Source organism: Paraliobacillus salinarum, assembly GCF_014083865.1.
Taxonomy (GTDB): Bacteria; Bacillota; Bacilli; order Bacillales; family Amphibacillaceae; genus Paraliobacillus; species Paraliobacillus salinarum.
In genome coordinates this window covers 12,768-34,982 of record NZ_JACEFA010000016.1, presented here as the reverse complement: position 1 = coordinate 34,982, position 22,215 = coordinate 12,768, and the positions used below count along the sequence as shown (strand labels likewise).

Genomic DNA, 22,215 nt, shown 5'->3' with positions numbered 1-22,215 from the left:
GGAAACTAATGATATCAATACTATGGGGATTATTAGGTTGTGGAATTTTAATTGGGGGAACTTATTTATTTTCGGAAAACAAAAAGGCACTTAATTTTAGAACAATTGCGATTGGTTTTATCCTACAAGTTGTTTTAGGTTTTGTCGTTTTTAAATGGAGTGTTGGCATAACGGTAATTGAAGTAATATCAGATGGCGTTGATGTAGTGATGACAGCTGGTAAAGAGGGCTTATCATTCGTATTTGGTGAATTAGCCAATCCGGATGGTGCAGTAGGTTCTATATTTGTTATTAACGTATTAACCATCATGGTATTTTTAACAGCGTTGATTGCAATTTTATATCATTTCAAGATTATGCAATTTTTTGTACGAGTTGTAGGTGGATTCATTTCTAAGTTTATGAAAACAGGGTATGTTGAATCGACAAACGCAGTAACGAATATGTTCCTCGGTATGACACAATCTGCAATCTCTGTGAAGCCTTATATTAATCAAATTTCACGCTCACAAATATTTGCAATTATGGTAGGTGGATTAGCATCTGTGTCTGGTGCCGTTTTATTTGGATTAGTCGCATTAGGTATTCGAGCGGATTATCTTCTTTCAGCAGCAATTATGTCTGCTCCAGCAGGATTAATGATGGCAAAGCTACTTATTCCTGAAACGGAAAAACTAAGTACCTCAGAATGGCAAAATGTTGATCTATCAAATACGAATGAAGATGGTAGTAAGTCTACGTTCATGGACGCTATTATCGATGGTTCACGTGATGGTGTACATTTGACTGTAAATGCTGCGATGGTATTGATTTCTATTATCGGGTTAGTTGCTTTAGTCGATGCGATCTTAGGTGGAGTTGGTTCATTAGTTGGACTTGATAGTTTGTCATTAACTTCTATCTTTAGCTATGTTTTTGCTCCAGTTGCTTTTATTATTGGTATACCTATGGATGAAGCATTAATGGCTGGTGGATTATTAGGTGAGAAGTTATTCTTAAATGAATTTGTAGCTTTTACTTCTTTATCAGACATGATGGGGAGCTTTTCAGACAAGTCGGCTGCGATCTTATCGTTTGCTTTAGCAGGCTTTGCTAACCTAGGATCTATCGGGATTATTTTGGGAATCATGGTAGGGATCGCTCCGAAAAGAAAGCACGAAATTCAGGCAATGGCATTCAAATCATTAATTATTGCAACAATTGCTAACCTATTAAACGGAGCAATTGTAGGAATGTTCTTCTTTTAAAAAAATTATAGGATAGGATGGGATGAATGATGACAAAAGTAATTTTAGACGTGGACACAGGAATTGATGATGCGCTAGCTATTATTTATGGAATTGAAAGTAAGAAGGTTGATTTAGTAGGTATCACTACGGTGAATGGTAATGTGCCGCTTCATATGGTCAATAAAAACACGCGTAAGGTACTTCAACTGATTGGCAGAACAGATATTCAAGTATATCCAGGTGCAGATCGTCCTTTATTGCGTGAGCCTGAACATGAATATCGCGTCCACGGTACGGATGGAATAGGGAATGCACTTGATGATGTGCATTTAGAAGAAGCGGAAGATAATATGTTCGCTCCAGATTTCATTATTGAACAAGCTAAAAAATATAAAGGTGATCTAACTGTCATTTTGGTTGGTCCTGTTACAAACCTTGCTTTAGCATTAAGAAAAGAACCTAAGATTGCTGAATGGATTAAAGAAGTAATTATTATGGGTGGACTAGTATCAGAAGCAGGAAAAGGGAACAAATTGCCGAATTCCGAGTTTAATATTTTTGCTGATGCAGAATCTGCTGCCATTGTATTTCACTCTGGTCTAGAAGTAACGCTTGTTAGTTTAGATGTGACAATGAAAACCTTTATGAATTTGGAGCATATTGAAAAATTAAAAGGAACAAAATATTATGATTTCGTTTTAAATAGTACAGAAGTATTTAGAGGTTTTAGTCAGAAACGTTATAAGAAAAACGGTTGTGCCTTGCATGATCCTTTAACGGTAGGCTACTTTATTGATCCTTCCTATATTAAAACAGAAAAATATTTTGTTGACGTAGAAACGGTAAGCCCATTAGGGTACGGACAAACGATCTGTGACTTCCGAAACATCTGGGAAAAAGAGCCGAATGTGAATATTTGTGTCGATGTAGACGCTGAACGCTTTGTAAATGATTTCATTGAAACATTAAAACAAGCAAAATAGTGGTAGATAAAGGTTAAGTAGAATGACTTCTGCTTAACCTTTTCTATTATCTAATAAGCAACCCAAAAGTTTAAAGTATAATAAAAAAATTTATAAACAAATTCACTAAGTGGTATAGACAACTATACATTGTTTTGGTAAAATAAAAAATAAGTTGAAAACGCTTATACTTTTGAATGACTTGAATGCGTTTTCGTTATTTCTTTAGCAGGGGGTGGGTTGAGATTAAGTAAAACAAACTTAAATTAATTACCTTGTTTTAATGGTTCTGAGTTGAGAAAATCATTAGTTACTAGAAATTCTAAAACTTGATCAAACGTTCTAATACTGTGCATACTTTTTTAAAAAAAGTCTAAATTAAAAATTGAAATAAAATTCACACCTGAATTTTGCCAACGTTTTCACGAGATTTTATCTAGGAGGGTTACATCATATGTTGAAGGAACTATTGCCGAAAGAAAATTTAGCAAATCATAACAAAGTAGATAGTTGGGAAGAGGCTATCAGGCTTGCTAGTCAGCCCTTATTAAAGCAAGGAGCGATAGAAGAGCAGTACATTACCAATATGATTGATAGTGTAAATGTAAATGGCCCTTATATCGTCTTAAATGATTATTTTGCGTTACCACATGCAAAAGCAGGAGAAGCTGTGAACAAACAAGGGATGGCATTATTAACGCTTGATCACCCTGTTGATTTGAAAGGTAACCCTGTTAAATTATTTTTAGTATTAGCTGCAATAGACTCTACATCTCATTTAAAAGCATTATCAGAAATATCCGAGCTTTTGATGGATGATGAGAAGTATAAAGTTTTTATCAATGGGAATGTAGATGATATTTATAAATTAATAAATGGAGAGGTGAATTAAAATGAAAATTTTAGCTGTTTGTGGTTTTGGTGTTGGGTCATCAATGGTATTGAAGATGAGTATTGATAAGGCTTGTAAAGAACGAAATGTGTCTTGCGAGGTTGAAAACACAGATATAAGCTCGGCGAAAGGTGCAAATGCGGATGCGGTTTTCACAAGTCATGAACTTGCTCAAGAATTAGAAAGCAGTATGAATTGCCCTGTTTTTGCAATAAAGAAATATATGGACAAGGAAGAGGTTGGTAATGCGTTAGATCAACTTCTGCAAAACGGAGGGAAATAGAAATGTTAACTTTTATTACTGAAAATATATTACGTAATCCTCCTGTTTTATTAGGGTTGATTGCGGCATTAGGTTTAATTGTTCAAAGAAAAAATATTGCCGAGGTTATTAAAGGCGCTTTTATTGCGGCTTTCGGTATGCTTATTTTGGATACAGGTGTAGGAATGATTGCTGGAACTATAGCACCGATCAATACTGCATTTCAACAAGCAATAACAGGTGCTGAATCCGTTCCAGATGCTTTGAATGCTGAAACGTTTACATCAAGCTATGGCGGAGATGTCGGCTTAGCTATGTTCATTGGATTAATCTTTCACTTGCTAATTGCTAGATTCACAAAGATTAAGACAATTTTCTTAACTGGTCATATGTTATGGTGGTTTCCGTTTATATTTGTAGCGGCAGGGGTCGAAGCTGGATTAACTGGTGTAAAACTAGTAGTCTTTGGAGCACTATTCTCTGCTTTATATTGGTCAATTATGCCTTGGATTATGAGAAAATATGTATGGGCAGTTACAGAAGACGATTCCTTTTTAATTGGACACCCAACAGGAATATTAAGTATTATTTCTGGTGAGGTTGCTAAAAGAGTTGGGAATAAAGAAAATTCAACAGAGAACTTAAATGTACCAAAAGGTTTGTCATTTTTTAGAGAAATATCAGTTACAGGTGCTATCGTACTATTTACGATGTATATAGTAGTGGCTATTGTAATTCCAGAAATCTTAGTTGAAGGTCAAAGTTCAATATTTTTAGGTATTAATCAAGGTTTAACTTTTGGTGCCGGACTATTAATTATGTTATATGGTGTACGTTTGCTAATTAACCAAATTATCCCTGCTTTCCAAGGGATATCTGAAAAACTAATTCCAGGATCTAAACCAGCATTAGATGTTCCGATTCTATTTAACTATAAGCCAAATGCAGTAATTATCGGCTTTTTGATCGCGATGGTTACTTCGACTATTTTAATCATTATAGCCAACTCGTTTAATGTTTTTGGTATAATAATTATTCCTTTAGTTGTGACAGCATTTTTCGAAATGGGTGGTGCAGCCGTCGTTGGAGAAGGTCAAGGTGGAATGCGAGGAGCCATAATAGGTACAATAGTTTCCTCATTTGTGATGGTTTTACTAGTAGGCGTTGCAGCGGTCGTATACAGTGGAACAATCCAAAACTGGATGTTAATCTTTGGTGGTAATGATTTATCACTATTCGGTGTTATTGCTAAATGGATTGCCGATTTATTCTCGGGAGTGTTTGGATAATGTATCAATACTTTAACGAAATTAGAGAGATATTAGAAGTTGTAGAAAAAAAGGAAAAGAAAAACATTGATAAATCAATTGATATCTTTACTGATGCAATTGAGAACAAGAGATCGTTGTTTGCATTTGGTGCAAGCCATGCAGGTATCCTAACACAAGAACTATATTATCGAGCTGGTGGATTAATTAATATGAATCCAATATTCGGTAAAGAGTTGATGCTTGATACCGAACCAATCACGCATACAAGTAAAATGGAAAGACTTGAAGGCTATGGTACGACTTTAGCTGAGAAGACACCGTTTGAGAAGGATGATGTTTTAATTCTGCATTCGGTTTCTGGACGTAATCCTTCTACAATTGAACTTGCTTTAGCAGCGAAGGAAAGAGGCGTTATAACGATTGGGATAACGAACCTTGAATATTCTAAAAGTGTTACTTCCAGACATTTTTCAGGAAAGAACCTTTATGAGATTGTCGATGTAGTTATTGACAATCACGGGCATATTGGTGATGCAGTATGTGAGGTGATTGGTGTGGAACAACGTGTTTCCCCTTCCTCAACTGTTGTTGGTGCCACTATTGTAAACACAATCGTTTCTGAAGTGGTTAATAGGCTAGTAGAAAAAGGTATAAAATATCCACCTATTTTTTATAGTGCTAATTTAGATGGTGGAGACGATTTGAATCAAAAATTATATGAGCAATACAAAGACACGATCCACTATAAATTTTAGAAAAACAGTACGGATTAAATAATTTAATGATACAATGAAAAACTATGTCCTAGAGGTATGCTATATGCTCTAGGACATAGTTTTTTATAATCATGTGTGCAATACAAGTAAAACAGCTAATTGCTGCTCGTGTAACAAAAGCATATGTTAAGATTCTTCCTGCTTTTCGAAGACTAAATCATGTGTTGTTATTTGACCATAGCCTCCACTACTTGCAGGAATTGCCCCTACGAATCTCCAACCTTCTTTGCTATATTTATCAATGATTTCCCTATGGTCACTTTTCGAAAAAATCCCACCAACGATTGATTCTTCATATTTATAAATGTACATCATGGTACCTCCCTTTAATTAATTATTTTAATATACGAATGAAGCTGGATATTGTTTTCATCTTTACGTTAATTATACATAATATATGGATGATAATTCCATAGGTTATAATAAAAAGTAGATGATGCTATTCTGTAAATTGAGTGAATCGTTTAGGTGTTAAATTAATAGAGCATTTATTTATGAACATATAGATATTCTATTACTTCGCCAGAAAAAGATCGGTTTCTATACAATCTTAAGAAAATCTTAAGATTTATCATAATGAAATATTAAGATTTTCTTTGTAAGATAGTGTTAACGAAATAATGGCAGAGAGAAAGAAGGGAAAAGGTTGCAAAATTATAATGTATTAGTTGTTGATGATGAAAAGGAGATTCGCGATGCCATTGAAATATATTTAAAAAACGAAAGTGTAAAAGTATTTAAGGCGAAAGACGGGATTGAGGCACTAGAGATTATTCATGAAAATGAGATTCATTTAATTTTGTTAGATGTGATGATGCCAAGGTTAGATGGTATTGCTGCAACACATAAAATTAGAGAAAAGAAAAATATTCCTATCATTATGCTAAGTGCAAAAAGTGAAGATACAGATAAGATTTTAGGGCTTCAAGTTGGCGCGGATGATTACATAACAAAACCATTTAATCCAATGGAGCTTGTTGCACGAGTGAAATCACAATTAAGAAGGTATGTCACTTTTGGCACCTTCAATGGTGGAAAAAAAGTGATTGACTTGAATGGATTAGTTATCGATCAAGATGCGAAGCAAGTGACCATCCATGGAGAACTCGTAAAACTTACACCGATAGAATATAAAATAGTCGAGTTGCTAATGACGAATGCTGGTCGCGTATTTTCTATTGATGAAATATATGAAAGAGTTTGGAATGAACCTGGTTATAACGCAGAAAACACAGTTGCTGTGCATATAAGAAAAATTCGTGAAAAAATCGAAATAGATGCAAAAAATCCTAGATATTTAAAGGTGGTGTGGGGAATTGGATACAAAATGGAAAAATAGAATTATTATATTTAGTTGGACAATTTTATTAACACTAGGTATTAGTGGCGCTTTTTCATTAGTTAATACCGGTGGAAAATATTTTCAAACAGACTATTTTCAAACATCAGAATTTCAAAATCAATTAGATGAATTTGCAGGCTATTTAAATGTCTTTGAATTAAATAATATTTCCTTTGAAGAAGCTAAAAAATCAATAGAAGTCACACAGGAAGAGATTGAAGAACACCGGACCCGATATGGGGCTTTAACAGATCAAGTTGAAAATATTAAAAATCAATATGAAAGTAGTATTCAAGGTGCGCTAGATGCAGATAATCAAGAAGCTGCCGATGCGTTCAGAACGGAAAGAGATGCATTAATTGATGATATAATTAAAAATTTTAAAGATGACGAACATGTTAAAAAGAAGATAATAAAAGAAAAGGAACAGCACCTGGAAGACTATTATCAAGAGCTAGCTAGTTATCGTTCAAATTACGAAGCCTACATGGACTCCTTTGTTTATAATTTGAAAAACAAAGAGACAGGAGAAGTAAAAACAAATGTAAACACAACATCCGATCAATCAGAAGCCCCCTCATTTGAGGAAAAAAATCTATTATATGTAAGCAACTTTAATATTTCTTCCGATTATTTCTGGAATTCTCATTATCCATTTGAAGCAATTACGTCTATGCTTGATGAAATGCCCAAACACAACTTTAAAGGGAAAATAGGAGTTTCCTCAGATTTATCAGCATCTGATCCAATTATGAGTGCATATGATAATTATCAACAAAAGCAAATGTTATTTTGGCTATATGTATTTGTATCATTAGCTTCTCTTGTTTTTTGTGCCATCTATTATAAAAGATCAACACGTATCACCATTGAGTTCAACCAATGGAAGCCATATTACCGAAAGATACCAATTGATGTTCGTGTTGGTTTGTTGGTGATATCTGTATTTTTCACTTTATTCGCTATGAATACAATTGACTATCAAATCTTTTATATGTTTGATGGTGTCACTTCTTATGCATTCGACATTGTTACATGGCTATTCATCGCATCCGGTTTATTATTGCTAACAATTGTGCAGTTTAAGTATTTGTTAGAGGATATGAAGGATGTGGCTTATGTCAAAGAGGAATGGAAAAATACTTATATTCGAAAAATTTATTATAGCTTAAAAGACGTGTTTGATGGTTTAAAAACTAGGAAACAGTTTTTCATAATTATAACGATATACGTTACAGGTGTAGGCATTGGTTTCGGTATAATGGCTGCTGAGTTATTTATTGCTTATATTATCTTTCTGTTGGTTATCGGGTTTCCAATGTTTCTTTATTTAGCTAAGAAAATTGGATACTTCAATAAAATCGTAAATAAAACAAATGAGATTGCTGCGGGTAAGCTAGGGAGTGATCTGAAAGTAAAAGGTAATTCAGCGTTGGCACAGCTTGCAAAAAATATCAATGTGTTAAAGCGTGGTGTAAAAACATCACAAAATGAACAGGCCAAAAGCGAACGACTAAAAACAGAGCTAATTACCAATGTCAGTCATGATTTACGTACACCACTCACTTCAATTATTAACTATACGGAATTGCTAAAATCAGATGATGTTTCTATAGAGGAACAGCGTGCATATGTCGAAGTAATTGATCGCAAGTCCAAACGTCTGAAACTATTAATCGATGATTTATTTGAAGTTTCCAAAATGGCAAGTGGCAATATGGAAATTACAAAAGAAAAGGTAGATCTTGTTCAGTTATTACAACAAGCTTTAGGAGAATATAATGAAATGATTGAGACATCTAGCTTGCAATTTAGAATAACGAATGATGAAAAACCAATTTACGCATATGTCGATGGTCAAAAAATGTGGCGTGTGTTTGAGAATTTAATTAATAATATTCTGAAATATGCAATGGACAATACGCGTGTATATATTACAGCATCAACAGTTGAAGGAAATGCAGTCCTTACATTTAAAAATATATCGAAATTTGAGCTGAATGATAACGGAGAAGAGCTTTTTGAAAGGTTTAAACGAGCTGACACATCTCGAAACACGGAAGGTTCAGGCTTAGGACTTGCAATTGCAAAATCTATTGTTGATCTACATGATGGTCGTTTAGATATTGATACAGACGGTGATTTATTTAAAGCAACCATTGTATTACAAAAAGCATAATATAGAAAAATAGTAATAGGTTTCAAGTTTATAGGTAACAATTACGATAGGGAAAGCAGGATGGTTATGAATCTGATCATAGATTTTAATACAGTGTATCATAGTCATTTTACACGGCTAAAGCATATAGCCCTCGCCATAACAAAAGATTATTATTTAGCTGAAGATGTTGTACAAGAAGTGTTTATTAAAGCGTGGAACAATTTGGAACAATTAAATGAAGAGAAAAAAATTGGTGCCTGGCTGTCAGTTATTACAACACGCACAGCAATAGATGTTATTCGTAAAGAAAGAAGTAGAAATGGAATTGCGACAGATCAAGAGGTGTTAGCCTGTATTTCAAATGAAGAACAGCACAATGTGGAAGAAGAGGTTTCATTTCAGCTCTTGCAAAAAGACATTAATGAAGCTTTGAGTGCACTTCAGAGTGACTATCAGCATGTGATGACATTGAAAATCGAAAAAGGATTAAAGGAAAAAGAAATTGCAGATGTACTTGATATTAGTATGAGTACAGTAAAAAATAGAGTGCATCGCGCCCGAAAAAAATTAAAAATTACTCTTGTTGATCGAATAAGCAGTTAATCTCGAAAAAGGCAGTAGAAGAAATTTTCCACTGCCTTTTTCGTATGCAAAAAGCATGATATTGATTCATTTGCCAAGTAGCATAAAAAAGAATATGAACTTGAAAACATGAAAATAGTTATGAACTTTGTCGGTAAAATGTTAAACTATTGATTAATTAAATACTTGTTCAACCGTGCAGCTAAATGAATGCACATGTTTCATTAGAAAAGGAGGTCTGTTTTTTGAAAAAATTCTTTCAGCGCTTACTTGTATTCATCGTAATATACCTAGCACTTACTTTGTTATCAGGTTTGCTTTTTCCTAATTTAGGTGAAGTAATGGAAAAAGTAGTGTTCGGTATTGTTGTTGTTATTGGTTTGGCACTTACTGATGTCATTATGAAAAAATGGAAAGGTAAAAGTGAAGACTTTTAAATGAATGAAAAGTACATATTTGATCCAACGATCAAAACGATAAAAACGATCAAAACTAAAGTAAGTATTTTTTTGGAAATATGCCATCCGTTCAAACGGATGGTTTTGCAATAAATAGCGAAGTTGATCTCATACATTTTTTTGGAAAGGGTTGCATAGTTCTTGAATACAAAATTACTAGACTTACTACATGAACAATTTGATAGTGAAGAAAAAATAGTTACCGAGATTATTAATCTGGAAGCCATTTTGAATTTACCAAAGGGAACAGAACATTTTGTTAGTGATTTGCATGGAGAATATCAAGCCTTTCAACATGTGTTAAGAAATGGTTCTGGAAGAGTAAAAGAAAAGTTGAACGAGCTGTTTAAAGGTCAATTGACAGAGCAAGAGATTAGCGAATTTGCAACTTTAGTATATTATCCAGAAGAGAAGTTGCGGTTGATAAAGAGTAGATTCGATAATGAAGAATCCCTTCATGATTGGTATAAAGAAGTAATTGAAAGACTATTAAAGCTAATTTCCTTTGCGTCTTCAAAATATACACGCTCTAAGTTACGAAAAGCTTTACCAAAGCAATTTGTTTATATTACAGAAGAATTGTTATATAAAACTGATGATACAGCGAATAAAAAGCAATATTACAATCAAATTTTCAAACAAATAATTGATCTAAATCAAGCGGACAAGCTCATTATCGGCTTAGCTTATTCTGTACAGCGTTTAGTCGTTGATCACCTCCATGTTGTCGGGGATATTTATGATCGTGGACCAGAGCCTGATAAAATTATGGATACGTTAATTAATTATCATTCTGTTGATATCCAATGGGGGAACCATGATGTGCTATGGTTAGGTGCTTACTCCGGTTCAAAGGTTTGCCTAGCTAACATTATTAGAATATGTGCACGATATGATAATTTAGAAATAATTGAAGACGCATATGGCATTAACCTTAGACCATTATTAAATTTAGCAGAGAAATATTATCAAGATAACACGGCCTTCAGACCAAAACTACAAGCAGATGAAAAAATCTCGCAGTCTGAGAAATTACAAATTACTAAAATTCATCAGGCGATTGCAATGATTCAATTTAAGCTAGAGATGCCAATCATTAAAAGAAGACCACATTTTAATATGTCTGAACGTCTTTTACTTGAAAAGGTTGATTATGAAAAAAATGAAGTAACAATAAATGGTGAAACGTATTCATTAGAAAATAGCTGTTTTGCTACCGTCAATCCGGAAAATCCAGAGCAATTATTAGAAGAGGAACAAGAAGTAATTGATCGATTATTATTTTCTGTCCAGCATTCTGAGAAATTGGCAAGGCATATGAAATTTTTGATGAAAAAAGGTAGCCTTTATTTGAAGTATAATGGGAACCTATTAATCCACGGTTGTATTCCGCTAGATAAAGATGGAAATATGGAGAAAATGTTAGTGGAAAATAAAACATACGGCGGTCGAGATCTACTCGATATATTCGAAACCTATTTACGTCACGCTTTCTCAAATCCAGATCAAACAGATGATTTTGCAACAGACATGGTCTGGTATTTATGGACCGGTGAGTATTCTTCTCTTTTCGGAAAACGAGAAATGACAACCTTTGAAAGGTATTTCATTCAAGATAAAAAGACACATAAAGAAAGAAAAAATCCGTATTATTATTTACGCGAGAATGAACAGGTTTGTCGTAATATTTTAACGGAGTTTGGATTAGACCCAGACAAAGGTCATATTATAAATGGCCACACACCAGTAAAAGAAATAGAGGGCGAGGATCCAATTAAAGCGAATGGGAAAATGATCGTTATTGATGGTGGATTTTCCAAAGCTTATCAATCGACAACCGGTATTGCTGGTTACACCTTATTATTTAATTCCTATGGTATGCAACTTGTCGCACATGAACATTTTAATTCAAAAGAAGAGGTGCTGCGTGACGGTACAGATGTATTGTATGTGAAAAGACTGGTAGATAAAGAATTAGAACGAAAAAAAGTATTAGAAACAAATGTTGGTGAAGAGTTATTACAGCAAGTATCACTACTAACGATGTTACTAAAGGATCGATCTGCGAAATGAGGTTTCCCTTTAAAAGAGTGGTGCAGCCGAAAAATGGCTATGTCGCCACTCTTTTCCTTTTGTGTGAAACATAAGTGAACGAATAATAGGGAGGCAGGATATTAATAAAAATTTGTCGAACCATAGGGAAATTGAACAAAAATGTGTAAGTAAAGAAATCATAAAATAAAGGAGTGTATTTCATGTTTAAAATGGAGCAATACATGGAAGAAAATAATTCGTTTATTACATTGAACAATGAAAAATTGCGCAGCTGGTTAACCATTTGTCTGACACAAGGAGGAATGGTGACAGAATTAGGTGTGAATGGAGAAGAAATACTCTACTTAAATAAAGCCACATTATTTGATGAAAGCAGGCCGATCCGAGGTGGAATTCCTGTGTTGTTTCCTACTTCAGGTAAGCTAAGCAATGATTCATACATATGGAATGAGCAGGAATATCACATGCCAGTACATGGTTTTGCTCGTGATCATACATGGACGATAGTGTCTACTGCGTTGGAGGAAGAAACAGCATCTATTACTTTACGTTTAGAGAGTTCTGAAGAGATGCTAAAGCTCTATCCATTTCAGTTTGAATTATTATTTACATATACCGTAGATGCTGATGGATTAACGATTGACCAGTCTTATCAAAATAACACCAGTGAACCAATGCCCATTTATCCAGGCTTTCACCCATATTTCCAAACGGATTTTGACATCATAGAGATTGATGCACAAGTGTCTACTTACTTAGATTTACATGATAATCAAGAAAAAGCATGGAATGGATCAATTAACAAGCAAAACTTAAAGCCTTCCATTGTTTTTACTAATAAAAAAGGTGGCACTGTTTCTGTTCAAACAAGAAATGATCAGCGAGTGATAATGGAATATGGCCCTGAATTTAAATACACCGTTTTTTGGACAGAAGAGGGCGGAGATTTTGTGTGTATGGAACCGTGGGTAGCCTTACCTAATGCGATAAATGAGAAAAAAGGGTTGGTTTACGTGCAACCAAACAGTAGTATAGATACGTTTGCGACGTTTAAAGTGAAGTAGTGATGGAAGTGTTAAGACAACTTTCTGATTAGGCAGAAAAAAACATCTCGGATGACACACACGAATGGAGTAATGTGTCCTCCTTGAAAATGTGAAAATAGGATAGTATAATGAAATGAAACTAAAAAAACTAATATTGTTTATATAGTTTTCTTTTTTAGGAGGGTGATACATGAAGGACCGTATTTTGCAGGCATTTATGGAAGAAGCGAAGGATAAACATTTGAAATTTACAATGGACGATCTAGCTAATCGTCTAGGTATAAGTAAGCGGACACTCTATCAACATTTTTCTTCAAAAAAAGAAATGCTGGATGAGATTATTGATACTAGTTTAAAAGAAATTGATGAGAAGACAGAAACGATTGTACAAGATGATCAACTATCTCTGACTGAGAAAATAAGAGGAGTTATTACTGTCGTTCCGAAGTATAATGATTTTTTTGATTGGAAGCTATTAGAGCAGATGAAAAAAACGTACCCTGAACAATGGAAAAGCGTACATGTTGCTTTAAACGAGTGGGAAGCATTAAGGGGTTTAATTGATCAAGGAATTAAAGAAGGTATCATTGCTGATCAAAATGTCTCTTTACTTATTAAAATAATTATTGATGCGGCAAACGCCACGTTAGATAGACAGTTCTTTTTAGAGAATAGCATCTCAGTTGATGAGGCACTAGACACAATTGTAGATATGCTATTGTTTGGTATTGTTAAAAAGTAATTATTTTTTTTGGTTTCGGAAACTAAAAAAAACATATTAGTTTTATTGTTTTATATTTGTTGAAGGTTAGGTGAAATTATGAGCCTCCATATATGTGAGGTAACTGCTGATAATTGGTTACACGTTTCTCGTTTATCAGTTAGTAATTATCAAGAAAAGTTTATTGAAAGTAATTTATTTTCTTTAGCTCAATCGAAGTTTGAACCACAATGGAAATCGATGGGACTATATGATGAAGACGTATTGGTTGGTTATGCAATGTATGGTTGGGATAAGAAAAACAAACAAGTATGGCTTGATCGTTTTATGATTGATCAAAAGTTTCAAGGGAAAGGATACGCAACACGTTTTCTTCCTCTATTAATACAATTAATCAAGGACAACTATGATTGCAAAAAGTTATATTTGAGTGTGTATCCAGAAAACGAACAAGCAATACAGTTATATGAAAAGTTTGGTTTTCGTCTAAATGGAGAAAAGGACGAGGATGGCTTTGTTCATGGCCTCGTAATGGAAGCTGAATTAACAAGGAGAAGTAAAGTATGAGCGCAAGAGAATCAACACTGCACCAATTAGAGACACAACCGATTGGACGTATTTTACTACGTTATCTGCTACCATCAATGATTGGCATGCTTTTAATGGCATTCAACTTTGTGATTGATGGTATTCTTGTAGGGAACCGTTTAGGAGCGAATGCTTTAGCTGGAGTCGGTATATCAGCACCTGTATACACTATCTTTTTAGCGATGTCTCTCTGGATAGGCATAGGTGCCGCCACCAAGTATTCCATGGCGATGGGTGCAAAGAAACCAGAAGAAGCTCGTGTGATTTTCACGCATGCGATCGTTTCTATTTTTTCAATTACATTAATTATCGGTTTAATCGCCTTTACATTCCGTGATTCACTAGCTTATTTGTTAGGCGCCAATCAAGATACTATTCCTTACGTATCAGATTATCTTTTTGTTATTCTATTGTTTGGATTTGTATTTACAGTAGAGAACGCATTTAGTGTGTTTGTACGTAATGATGGAAGTCCGACGTTAGCAATGGCTTCACTTGTTGTCGGTGCGCTACTGAATATTATCATTAACTACATCTTTCTATATATATTTGATTTTGGTGTAATGGGAGCTGCTGCAGCAACAATTATTGCAGCTTTTGTGGCAATCCTAATTTTGTCTACACACTTTTTTAAGAAAAAAAGCAACTTGAAGCTTGTTCGTTTTAAATTTAATAAGAAGCTACTTTGGGGTATTCTTATCATTGGATTTCCAAGTTTCTTGTCTGAAATAGGAATATCGTTCTTTACTATTTCTCATAACATTGCTTTTGAGCGAGTTGCTGGAACAAGTGGTGTGGCCGCATTCTCTATTCTTAACTATACACACAGTGTCATGCTGATGATGTTTTTAGGAATGGGTTCCGCCATTCAACCGCTGATTAGTTATTTTCATGGAGCGAAGAATGAGAGTAGAAAACGAGAGACAATGCGAAAATCAATGGTTATTGCTGTTGTAGCAGGAGTTCTCTTTTTAGTGATTGGCCAGCTATTTGCAGGACAAATTGTTTCGATCTTTGGTCAATTCCCAGATGAGGTTACTGCACTTGCGATACAAGGGATTAAGCTATTCTTCATTGCGTATCTGTTTACCGGAATCAATTTTGTTATGATGACCTATTATCAATCTGTTGGTAATGTTCGTATGGCAACTTGGATCACAGCTTCTCGTGAAATCTTAATTATGCTTATTTTCCTACTTATTCTACCACCGATGTTAGGTGTAAATGGCATTTGGCTTTCCATTCCAGCATCTGAATTTGTCGTATTAATAAGCATTCTTATTTATCAGAGAAAATATAGATGAAATTAGAAAGAAAGACCTAGATATATAACAGGTCTTTCTTTCTTAATTTTATATAAACTATTTTCTATACGTATCGACTAAAAATTGATAAAACATTGATTCAGTAGGCAAAAGATTTCTCTCGGTTGGATAAATAACCCCGACTGTTCTTGTTAAAGAAGAATCAGATATCGGAATGACTACAGTAGACTGTGGTGTATTATCGACTAATGTCATCTCTGGCATTAAAGCAATTCCGAGCCCAGCTGACACAAGTCCTTTCAAGGCATCAATATCCTTTCCTTCAAAAGCGATATTTGGTGAAAACCCAACTTGATTACAAGCCTGAATAACTTGATCACGAAATACTAATCCTTCAGGAAGTACTAAGAATGGATCATCTTTTAGCGCTTCTAATTTTATCGCTTTTTCTTTAGCAAAAGGATGACTAAGCGGTAACAACGCCACAATATTTTCAGAGAATAACGTCGTGCCAGCTACCTTATGTTTAAGTGCTTGATCAGGCATTGGTGCAATCATCGCTAAATTAAAATCACCCCGTTCAACGCCATCAATTAGATCATCATACAACTCATTTGTCATATGGAACTTCGCTTCAGGATATTTTTTTCGAAAAGCGTAAATATTAGAAGGTAATGTATAAGCGGCCATACTAGTCGGATAACCAATACGAACTGTTCCTTTCTCAGGCTTCAAATATTCATTTACTTCACGTTTTGCTTCATCCATAAGATGAACAATTTGATCCATTCGTTCAAAAAAAATCCTGCCAATAGGTGTTAACCGTACATTTCTACCATCACGAACGAATAAATCCACACCGAGTTCGTTTTCTAGGTTAACAATTTGTCTACTCACAGAAGATTGGGCAACATGTAAATGAATGGCGGCTTGGGTCATATGCTCTCGCTTTGCAACTTCTAAAAAATATTGAATCTGACGGGTTTCCATTTCAATTCCCTCCGTTTTTTGTGTGGAAATTTTTTATGACTAAATTTGAAAATAAATAGAATGAATTTGGTCGTGAAACACTGCTTGTCGACCACAATTAATATAAAACTTATGAAATTTGGTCAAAACTATAAATCAGCGTATACTCTTTTTTGAAAAACCAATGCACTAAACGCATTAATATAATCTAATATTAATATTGTAGCTATTAGTTAAAAGAATGTAAAATAGTAATGTAGAAACGAAATAAAACGGATATATAAAATTTTAGCAGGGAGAGGTTCGGATGACGCAAGTGGATAAAGAGCAAGTACAAGTAGCAAAGGATTATGTAGAGAAATTATTTAACAAAGTTGTAGAAAAAAATCCGGGAGAAGAGGAGTTTCATCAAGCTGTAAAAGAAGTGTTAGATTCATTGGTGCCAGCAATTGCGAAGAATCCAACATATATGAAACAGGCAATTTTAGATCGTATGGTTGAACCTGAAAGATTACTGACATTTAGAGTTCCTTGGGTAGATGATAAAGGAAATATTCAAGTTAACCGAGGTTTTCGCGTACAGTTTAACAGTGCAATTGGTCCATATAAAGGTGGATTAAGGTTCCACCCTTCAGTTAATGCTAGTATTATTAAATTCTTAGGTTTCGAACAAATGTTTAAAAATTCATTAACTGGTCAACCAATCGGAGCTGGTAAAGGTGGATCGGATTTTGATCCAAAAGGTAAATCTGATTTAGAAATCATGCGTTTTTGTCAAAGCTTTATGACAGAGCTAAGCCGTCATATTGGACCAAACACAGATGTGCCAGCAGGCGATATTGGTGTAGGCGCAAGGGAGATTGGCTATCTGTTTGGCCAATACAAAAAACTACGCGGTGCTTATGAAGCGGGTGTGTTAACTGGTAAAGCAGTTGGTTACGGTGGTAGTCTTGGGCGTAAAGAGGCTACTGGTTATGGAACGGTATATTTTGTTGATGAAATGTTAAAGGCTCAAGGATTAAGCTTCAATGGAAGTACTGTCGTTGTTTCTGGTTCTGGAAATGTATCTATCTATGCAATGGAAAAAGCAATGGAGCTTGGTGCAAAAGTAGTTGCATGTAGTGATTCAAGTGGTTATATCCATGATCCAAATGGTATTAACTTAGATACAGTCAAGCAATTGAAAGAGGTAGAGAGCAAGCGAATCTATGAATATGTAGATATCCATCCTGAAGCTACGTTTGTCGATGAATTTTCAAAAATTTGGTCGATTCCATGTGATATTGCGCTACCATGTGCAACACAAAATGAGTTGAACAAAGAAGCGGCAGATACATTAATTGCAAATGGTGTAAAAGCAGTTGGAGAAGGTGCAAACATGCCTTCAACATATGATGCAGTAAATGCATTTTTAGCAAATAATGTGTTGTTCGCTCCCGCTAAAGCAGCTAATGCTGGTGGAGTAGCTGTTTCTGCACTAGAAATGGCACAAAATAGCCAAAGACTATCTTGGACTGTGGAAGAAGTAGATGGAAAATTAAAAGAGATTATGAAAGACATCTACCAAGCAAGTGTTCAAGCATCAGAAGAATACGGTACGCCGGGTAATTTAGTTGCCGGAGCTAACATTGCTGGATTTACCAAAGTGGCCGATGCAATGGTTGCGCAAGGAGTTATTTAAGAATATAATTTTCAGCGAAAAAAGCATTAGGTCGAGACCTAGTGCTTTTTTTATGTAAATCTACAGTGCTAAATTTTATTTCTGCTGATGAGGCGCTCTGTTCTATTAATGCTTTAAATAGAGGGGGAATTGTATTTCGATCATATGAGGCGGTAAAATAGGTGTGGGTGATCGAATTAATGTCTAATTCGAACAAAAGGACTGAAAACTAAGTAGTTAGTGATCGAATTAATGTCTAATTCGAACAAAAGTATTGAAAACTAAGTGGTTAGTGTTCAAATCAAAGGTTAATTCGAACAAAAGGACTGAAAACTAAGTGGTTAGTGTTCGAATCAAAGGTTAATTCGAACAAAATGATCAGAAAACCAGCGACGAGTGACCGAATCAATGATTAATTCTAATAATCAAGTCCCCAAAAAAACATGCCACCATATTTGACAGCTCCCCCCACGTTTCATGATAATCTATTAGAAGGTAGTTTAACGATATTTTAAAAGGTTGGTTGACATATGCAAAAACAAATTCTGAATAATGACTGGTCTAACTATTTAGCGGATGAATTTGAAAAGGATTATTATCAAGAACTAAGATCTTTTTTAAAAAAGGAATACCAAACAGAAACGATTTACCCAGAAATGAATGATATTTATAATGCATTGCATTACACCTCATTCAAAAAAGTGAAAGTAGTAATACTTGGGCAAGATCCATACCATGGCCCAAATCAAGCACATGGTCTAAGTTTTTCTGTGAAGCCCGAAGTAAACGTGCCGCCTTCATTAAGAAATATTTATAAAGAACTACATGATGATCTTGGTTGTGCGATTCCTAATCACGGGAATTTAGTAAGGTGGGCAGAGCAAGGGGTCTTATTATTGAACAATGTATTGACTGTTCGAGCTGGTCAGGCTCATTCACATCGAGGGATGGGGTGGGAGCAATTTACCGATCGAGTGATTGAAGTGTTGAATCAAAAAGAGACGCCTATTGTGTATATTTTATGGGGAGCCGCAGCGCAAAAGAAAAGAAAGATTATTGATACAGCGAAACATTTTATTGTTCAATCGACACATCCAAGCCCGCTATCAGCATATCGAGGCTTTTTTGGTAGCAAGCCCTTCTCCAAAACAAATGAACTATTGAAACAAAATGATATAGAAGAAATCGATTGGGAAATACGGAGTATCTAATAATAAGATTCCATTCTATAAAAAATAGCGGTTGATATCTAGGTATCAACCGCTAAAATATACTAATTTGCTTGTAATGCTTTCATCGCATCTTTTACAGTCATGTATGTCCGCATTAATTGGAGTTTTCCACCAATTTCTGCTGCTTTGATCGCAAGCTCTGGACGTATTCCTGTTAGAACGAGCTGGGTACCAATTAACTCAGTTAAATCATGCAATTTTAATATTGCAGCAGCAACATATGTATCTACCTCATATAAACCAGATAAGTCTAGAATTAAATAGTCATCTTTTGAGACACTTAGATAGTTTGAGATCGCAGTACTTAGCTTCTCCATTCGTTCATAATGGATATGACCGATTAAAGGTAGTACAGCGATAGAGTCAGCAACAGGAACAATAGGAGTAGATAATTGTTCCATCTCAGCTAAAGCTTTAGTTAATAGTCTTTCATTCTCTTTATCAGCGGTTACATCTTTTTGGACGCCGACGAAATAAAGCTTTTGTTCCTCTTCAATCCACATAGGATCGATCGCAAGTTCATTCCAAAAGCCAGTCCCATCTTTTTTGTAGTTGTATAACTGAACAGTAATAGACGTTTCGTTTTGGATTGCCTTTCGAATCCTATCAACTGCTGGTTGGTCGGTTTCATCCCCTTGTAGAAATCTGCAATTCTTCCCGATGATCTCATCAGAAGTGTAACCTGTCATATGAGTAAAGCCCTTGTTGACAAATATAATTGGATGATCTTCTAATGAGGGATCAGTAATAATTAATCCTACTTTCGTGTGGTCCAACGCTTGCTTAAATAAATTTTGTTTTTTATCTATTTGATTCATTCATTAACCTCCAACAGATCTTACTTTTCTACTATCCATTTAAAAAATAAACACCTATAAAAATGGGCTAATATTTTTCTAGGTAAATTATCTCATCTCCAACATATAAAATCAAACACTTGTTATGTAAAAAAGTAATGGTGTGATATCATCAGCAAATGAGCTCAAGTTACACGATCGTTCAACTAAAACGTGTAAGTTATTTTATTTAACTTTCGTTGTTTATAGGGCTTTTTTTGAAAAAAGGGTTCGTAGGTTATATTATTATGGTACACTAACTATTAGTTTTGTTATTACTGGCTTAAGGAGCTTTTGTATGCGATTATTCTCTAAACAGTTTAGACTGTCAAAACAGATTTCAACTGTACAAATGATTGTATTATTTTATGTGACAGCCGTGATAGTATCAACGCTCATTTTAAGTATGCCATTTTTCAGAGCAGAAGGTGCATCTATTTCCTTCATTGATACGATGTTTACCGCAATTAGTGCAATTAGTGTGACAGGGCTAACTGTTGTTTCTACTGCTGATGCCTTTAACACAGGAGGGCATATTGCTTTAGCATTCATCTTACAATTTGGTGGAATTGGAATCATGACGCTAGGCACATTTTTATATATTTTATTTGGTAAGAAAATTGGTTTGCGAGGAAGACAACTAATTCGTATTGATCAAAATAGGACAACGCTATCAGGATTAGTAAAACTGATGTTAAAAATCTTGCAAATCGTTTTGATTATAGAGCTTTTCGGAACAATTATCTTATCTACATACTTTCTTGGGTATTATGCCAGTTGGCAGGTCGCATTAGAGCAAGGTTTCTTTGCCGCGGTTAGTGCCACAACAAATGCTGGATTTGATATTACAGGAAATTCTTTAATCCCGTTTGCTGATGATTATTTTGTGCAGTTTATTAATATGGTGTTGCTCATTCTTGGTGCAATTGGTTTTCCAGTATTAATTGAAGTTCAAGAGCTGTTAAGTGGCAAGCACCAAGGCATCCATGAAAAGCACGCATTCTCATTATTTACTAAATTAACAACGATCACATTCTTTTCGTTAATTGTGATTGGTGCTGTATTTATCTTTTTATTTGAACAAAACTTATTTTTCGCTGATAAAACGTGGCATGAATCATTGTTCTATAGCTTATTCCAATCGGTTACTACACGAAATGGGGGGCTCGCGACAATGGATATGAATGAGTTCTCGGATCCAACCCTCTTGTTAATGAGTGGGCTCATGTTTATCGGGGCTTCGCCTAGTAGTGTTGGAGGTGGGATCCGAACAACAACATTTGCCATTATGTTGTTAGCTATTTTGAATTATGCAAAAGGAAATACAAGCATTAAGGTCTTTAGCAGACAGCTTTCCCAAGAAGATGTTATGCGATCTTTTATTGTTATTACAACAGCTTCTATGCTTTGTATTACGGCAACAATCTTGTTAACTGTTACAGAAGATTTTTCACCATTAGCACTTCTGTTTGAGGTTACGTCTGCATTTGGAACAACCGGTCTGTCAATGGGGATCACACCGGAATTAAGTACGATCGGAAAACTAATTATTATGTTCTTAATGTTCGTTGGACGTATTGGTATATTCTCATTCTTATTTATTATAAGAGGAAAAGAGAAGAAAGATATTTATCGCTATCCAACGGAAAAAATTATTATCGGATAATGAATGTTAACCATAGAGCATCGGCAGATATAGCGCTTGAAAATAGCGTTTTGTCTATCGATGTTTTTTATTTAAATAGTAAAAATGACTACAATCGAGCTGCTTCTGAATAAAATGTGATTGTTTACCCTTTGTGATGACCACAAAAGTACAATTTTAAATGAAATGTAGTAAAAAAATCTTTGAATTGACCAAAATTCTATTGAGTTTAGAGAAAAGTGGTTAAAAGAGTGGGTGATTCG

21 protein-coding genes are annotated in these 22,215 nt (G+C 34.7%); 18 read left to right on the top strand and 3 right to left on the bottom strand.

Translation table 11 applies throughout. The annotated features are described in order from the left end of the window. Nucleotides 1-8: 8 nt before the first annotated feature. From HP569_RS12535 to HP569_RS12510, 6 genes are all read left to right on the top strand, one after another. Entirely contained in the window at nucleotides 9-1,247 is a 1,239-nt protein-coding gene (locus tag HP569_RS12535; RefSeq protein WP_182201522.1) for a NupC/NupG family nucleoside CNT transporter, read from the top strand. A gap of 29 nt (nucleotides 1,248-1,276) precedes the next feature. After that, nucleotides 1,277-2,212, top strand: a complete 936-nt coding sequence (locus HP569_RS12530; RefSeq protein WP_182201521.1) for a nucleoside hydrolase — start codon at nucleotides 1,277-1,279, stop codon at nucleotides 2,210-2,212. A 433-nt stretch (nucleotides 2,213-2,645) separates the two neighbouring features. Beyond that, on the top strand, nucleotides 2,646-3,083 hold the full coding sequence (locus HP569_RS12525) for a PTS sugar transporter subunit IIA (RefSeq protein WP_182201520.1): 438 nt from the start codon (nucleotides 2,646-2,648) through the stop codon (nucleotides 3,081-3,083). 1 nt (nucleotide 3,084) lies between these two features. Beyond that, the gene (locus HP569_RS12520) at nucleotides 3,085-3,366 is read left to right on the top strand and encodes a PTS sugar transporter subunit IIB (protein WP_182201519.1); all 282 of its coding nucleotides are present in this window, start codon (nucleotides 3,085-3,087) and stop codon (nucleotides 3,364-3,366) included. Between the two features lie 2 nt (nucleotides 3,367-3,368). Then, nucleotides 3,369-4,634: a PTS ascorbate transporter subunit IIC gene (gene ulaA, locus HP569_RS12515; RefSeq protein ID WP_182201518.1), complete on the top strand. Its 1,266-nt coding sequence runs from the start codon at nucleotides 3,369-3,371 to the stop codon at nucleotides 4,632-4,634. Further along, complete coding sequence (locus HP569_RS12510) at nucleotides 4,634-5,371, top strand: sugar isomerase domain-containing protein (protein WP_182201517.1); 738 nt, start codon at nucleotides 4,634-4,636, stop codon at nucleotides 5,369-5,371. Before ulaA ends, HP569_RS12510 begins: the two co-directional genes overlap by 1 nt. 147 nt (nucleotides 5,372-5,518) lie before the next feature. On the opposite strand, the gene HP569_RS12505 is transcribed toward HP569_RS12510, so the two are convergent. Then, on the bottom strand, nucleotides 5,519-5,704 hold the full coding sequence (locus HP569_RS12505) for a DUF4177 domain-containing protein (RefSeq protein WP_182201516.1): 186 nt from the start codon (nucleotides 5,702-5,704) through the stop codon (nucleotides 5,519-5,521). A gap of 334 nt (nucleotides 5,705-6,038) precedes the next feature. Between HP569_RS12505 and HP569_RS12500 the strand changes: the two genes are divergently transcribed. From HP569_RS12500 to HP569_RS12460, 9 genes are all read left to right on the top strand, one after another. After that, nucleotides 6,039-6,731, top strand: a complete 693-nt coding sequence (locus HP569_RS12500) for a response regulator transcription factor (protein ID WP_182201515.1) — start codon at nucleotides 6,039-6,041, stop codon at nucleotides 6,729-6,731. Then, entirely contained in the window at nucleotides 6,709-8,913 is a 2,205-nt protein-coding gene (locus tag HP569_RS12495; protein WP_182201514.1) for a sensor histidine kinase, read from the top strand. Before HP569_RS12500 ends, HP569_RS12495 begins: the two co-directional genes overlap by 23 nt. A gap of 66 nt (nucleotides 8,914-8,979) precedes the next feature. Continuing rightward, the gene (locus HP569_RS12490) at nucleotides 8,980-9,498 is read left to right on the top strand and encodes an RNA polymerase sigma factor (RefSeq protein WP_182201513.1); all 519 of its coding nucleotides are present in this window, start codon (nucleotides 8,980-8,982) and stop codon (nucleotides 9,496-9,498) included. Nucleotides 9,499-9,722: 224 nt separating this feature from the next. Beyond that, nucleotides 9,723-9,914: a hypothetical protein gene (locus tag HP569_RS12485; protein ID WP_182201512.1), complete on the top strand. Its 192-nt coding sequence runs from the start codon at nucleotides 9,723-9,725 to the stop codon at nucleotides 9,912-9,914. Nucleotides 9,915-10,076: 162 nt separating this feature from the next. After that, a complete protein-coding gene (locus tag HP569_RS12480) occupies nucleotides 10,077-12,008 on the top strand; it encodes a fructose-1,6-bisphosphatase (RefSeq protein WP_182201511.1) in 1,932 nt (643 codons plus the stop codon). Between the two features lie 182 nt (nucleotides 12,009-12,190). Beyond that, the gene (locus HP569_RS12475) at nucleotides 12,191-13,054 is read left to right on the top strand and encodes an aldose epimerase family protein (RefSeq protein WP_182201510.1); all 864 of its coding nucleotides are present in this window, start codon (nucleotides 12,191-12,193) and stop codon (nucleotides 13,052-13,054) included. Nucleotides 13,055-13,226: 172 nt separating this feature from the next. Further along, the gene (locus HP569_RS12470; RefSeq protein ID WP_182201509.1) at nucleotides 13,227-13,778 is read left to right on the top strand and encodes a TetR/AcrR family transcriptional regulator; all 552 of its coding nucleotides are present in this window, start codon (nucleotides 13,227-13,229) and stop codon (nucleotides 13,776-13,778) included. Between the two features lie 78 nt (nucleotides 13,779-13,856). After that, nucleotides 13,857-14,324, top strand: coding sequence for a GNAT family N-acetyltransferase (locus HP569_RS12465; protein WP_182201508.1), 468 nt, complete (start codon nucleotides 13,857-13,859; stop codon nucleotides 14,322-14,324). After that, nucleotides 14,321-15,649 (top strand): MATE family efflux transporter, encoded by a 1,329-nt coding sequence (locus tag HP569_RS12460; RefSeq protein WP_182201507.1) that lies wholly within the window; start codon nucleotides 14,321-14,323, stop codon nucleotides 15,647-15,649. Before HP569_RS12465 ends, HP569_RS12460 begins: the two co-directional genes overlap by 4 nt. Before the next feature lie 57 nt (nucleotides 15,650-15,706). Here HP569_RS12460 and gltC read toward each other — a convergent pair whose 3' ends face one another. Next, complete coding sequence (gene gltC, locus HP569_RS12455; protein ID WP_182201506.1) at nucleotides 15,707-16,600, bottom strand: glutamate biosynthesis transcriptional regulator GltC; 894 nt, start codon at nucleotides 16,598-16,600, stop codon at nucleotides 15,707-15,709. 286 nt (nucleotides 16,601-16,886) lie between these two features. Here gltC and gdhA point away from each other — a divergent pair, with 286 nt between their 5' ends. Beyond that, nucleotides 16,887-18,260 (top strand): NADP-specific glutamate dehydrogenase, encoded by a 1,374-nt coding sequence (gene gdhA, locus HP569_RS12450; protein WP_182201505.1) that lies wholly within the window; start codon nucleotides 16,887-16,889, stop codon nucleotides 18,258-18,260. Nucleotides 18,261-18,769: 509 nt separating this feature from the next. After that, nucleotides 18,770-19,450, top strand: coding sequence for a uracil-DNA glycosylase (locus tag HP569_RS12445; protein ID WP_182201504.1), 681 nt, complete (start codon nucleotides 18,770-18,772; stop codon nucleotides 19,448-19,450). Nucleotides 19,451-19,512: 62 nt separating this feature from the next. Here the strand turns inward: HP569_RS12445 and ytvA are convergent, their stop codons facing one another. Further along, nucleotides 19,513-20,289, bottom strand: coding sequence for a YtvA family blue-light photoreceptor (gene ytvA, locus HP569_RS12440; RefSeq protein WP_182201503.1), 777 nt, complete (start codon nucleotides 20,287-20,289; stop codon nucleotides 19,513-19,515). Between the two features lie 316 nt (nucleotides 20,290-20,605). On the opposite strand from ytvA, the gene HP569_RS12435 reads away from it, so the two are divergent. Then, nucleotides 20,606-21,973 (top strand): TrkH family potassium uptake protein, encoded by a 1,368-nt coding sequence (locus tag HP569_RS12435; RefSeq protein ID WP_182201502.1) that lies wholly within the window; start codon nucleotides 20,606-20,608, stop codon nucleotides 21,971-21,973. Nucleotides 21,974-22,215: the final 242 nt, after the last annotated feature.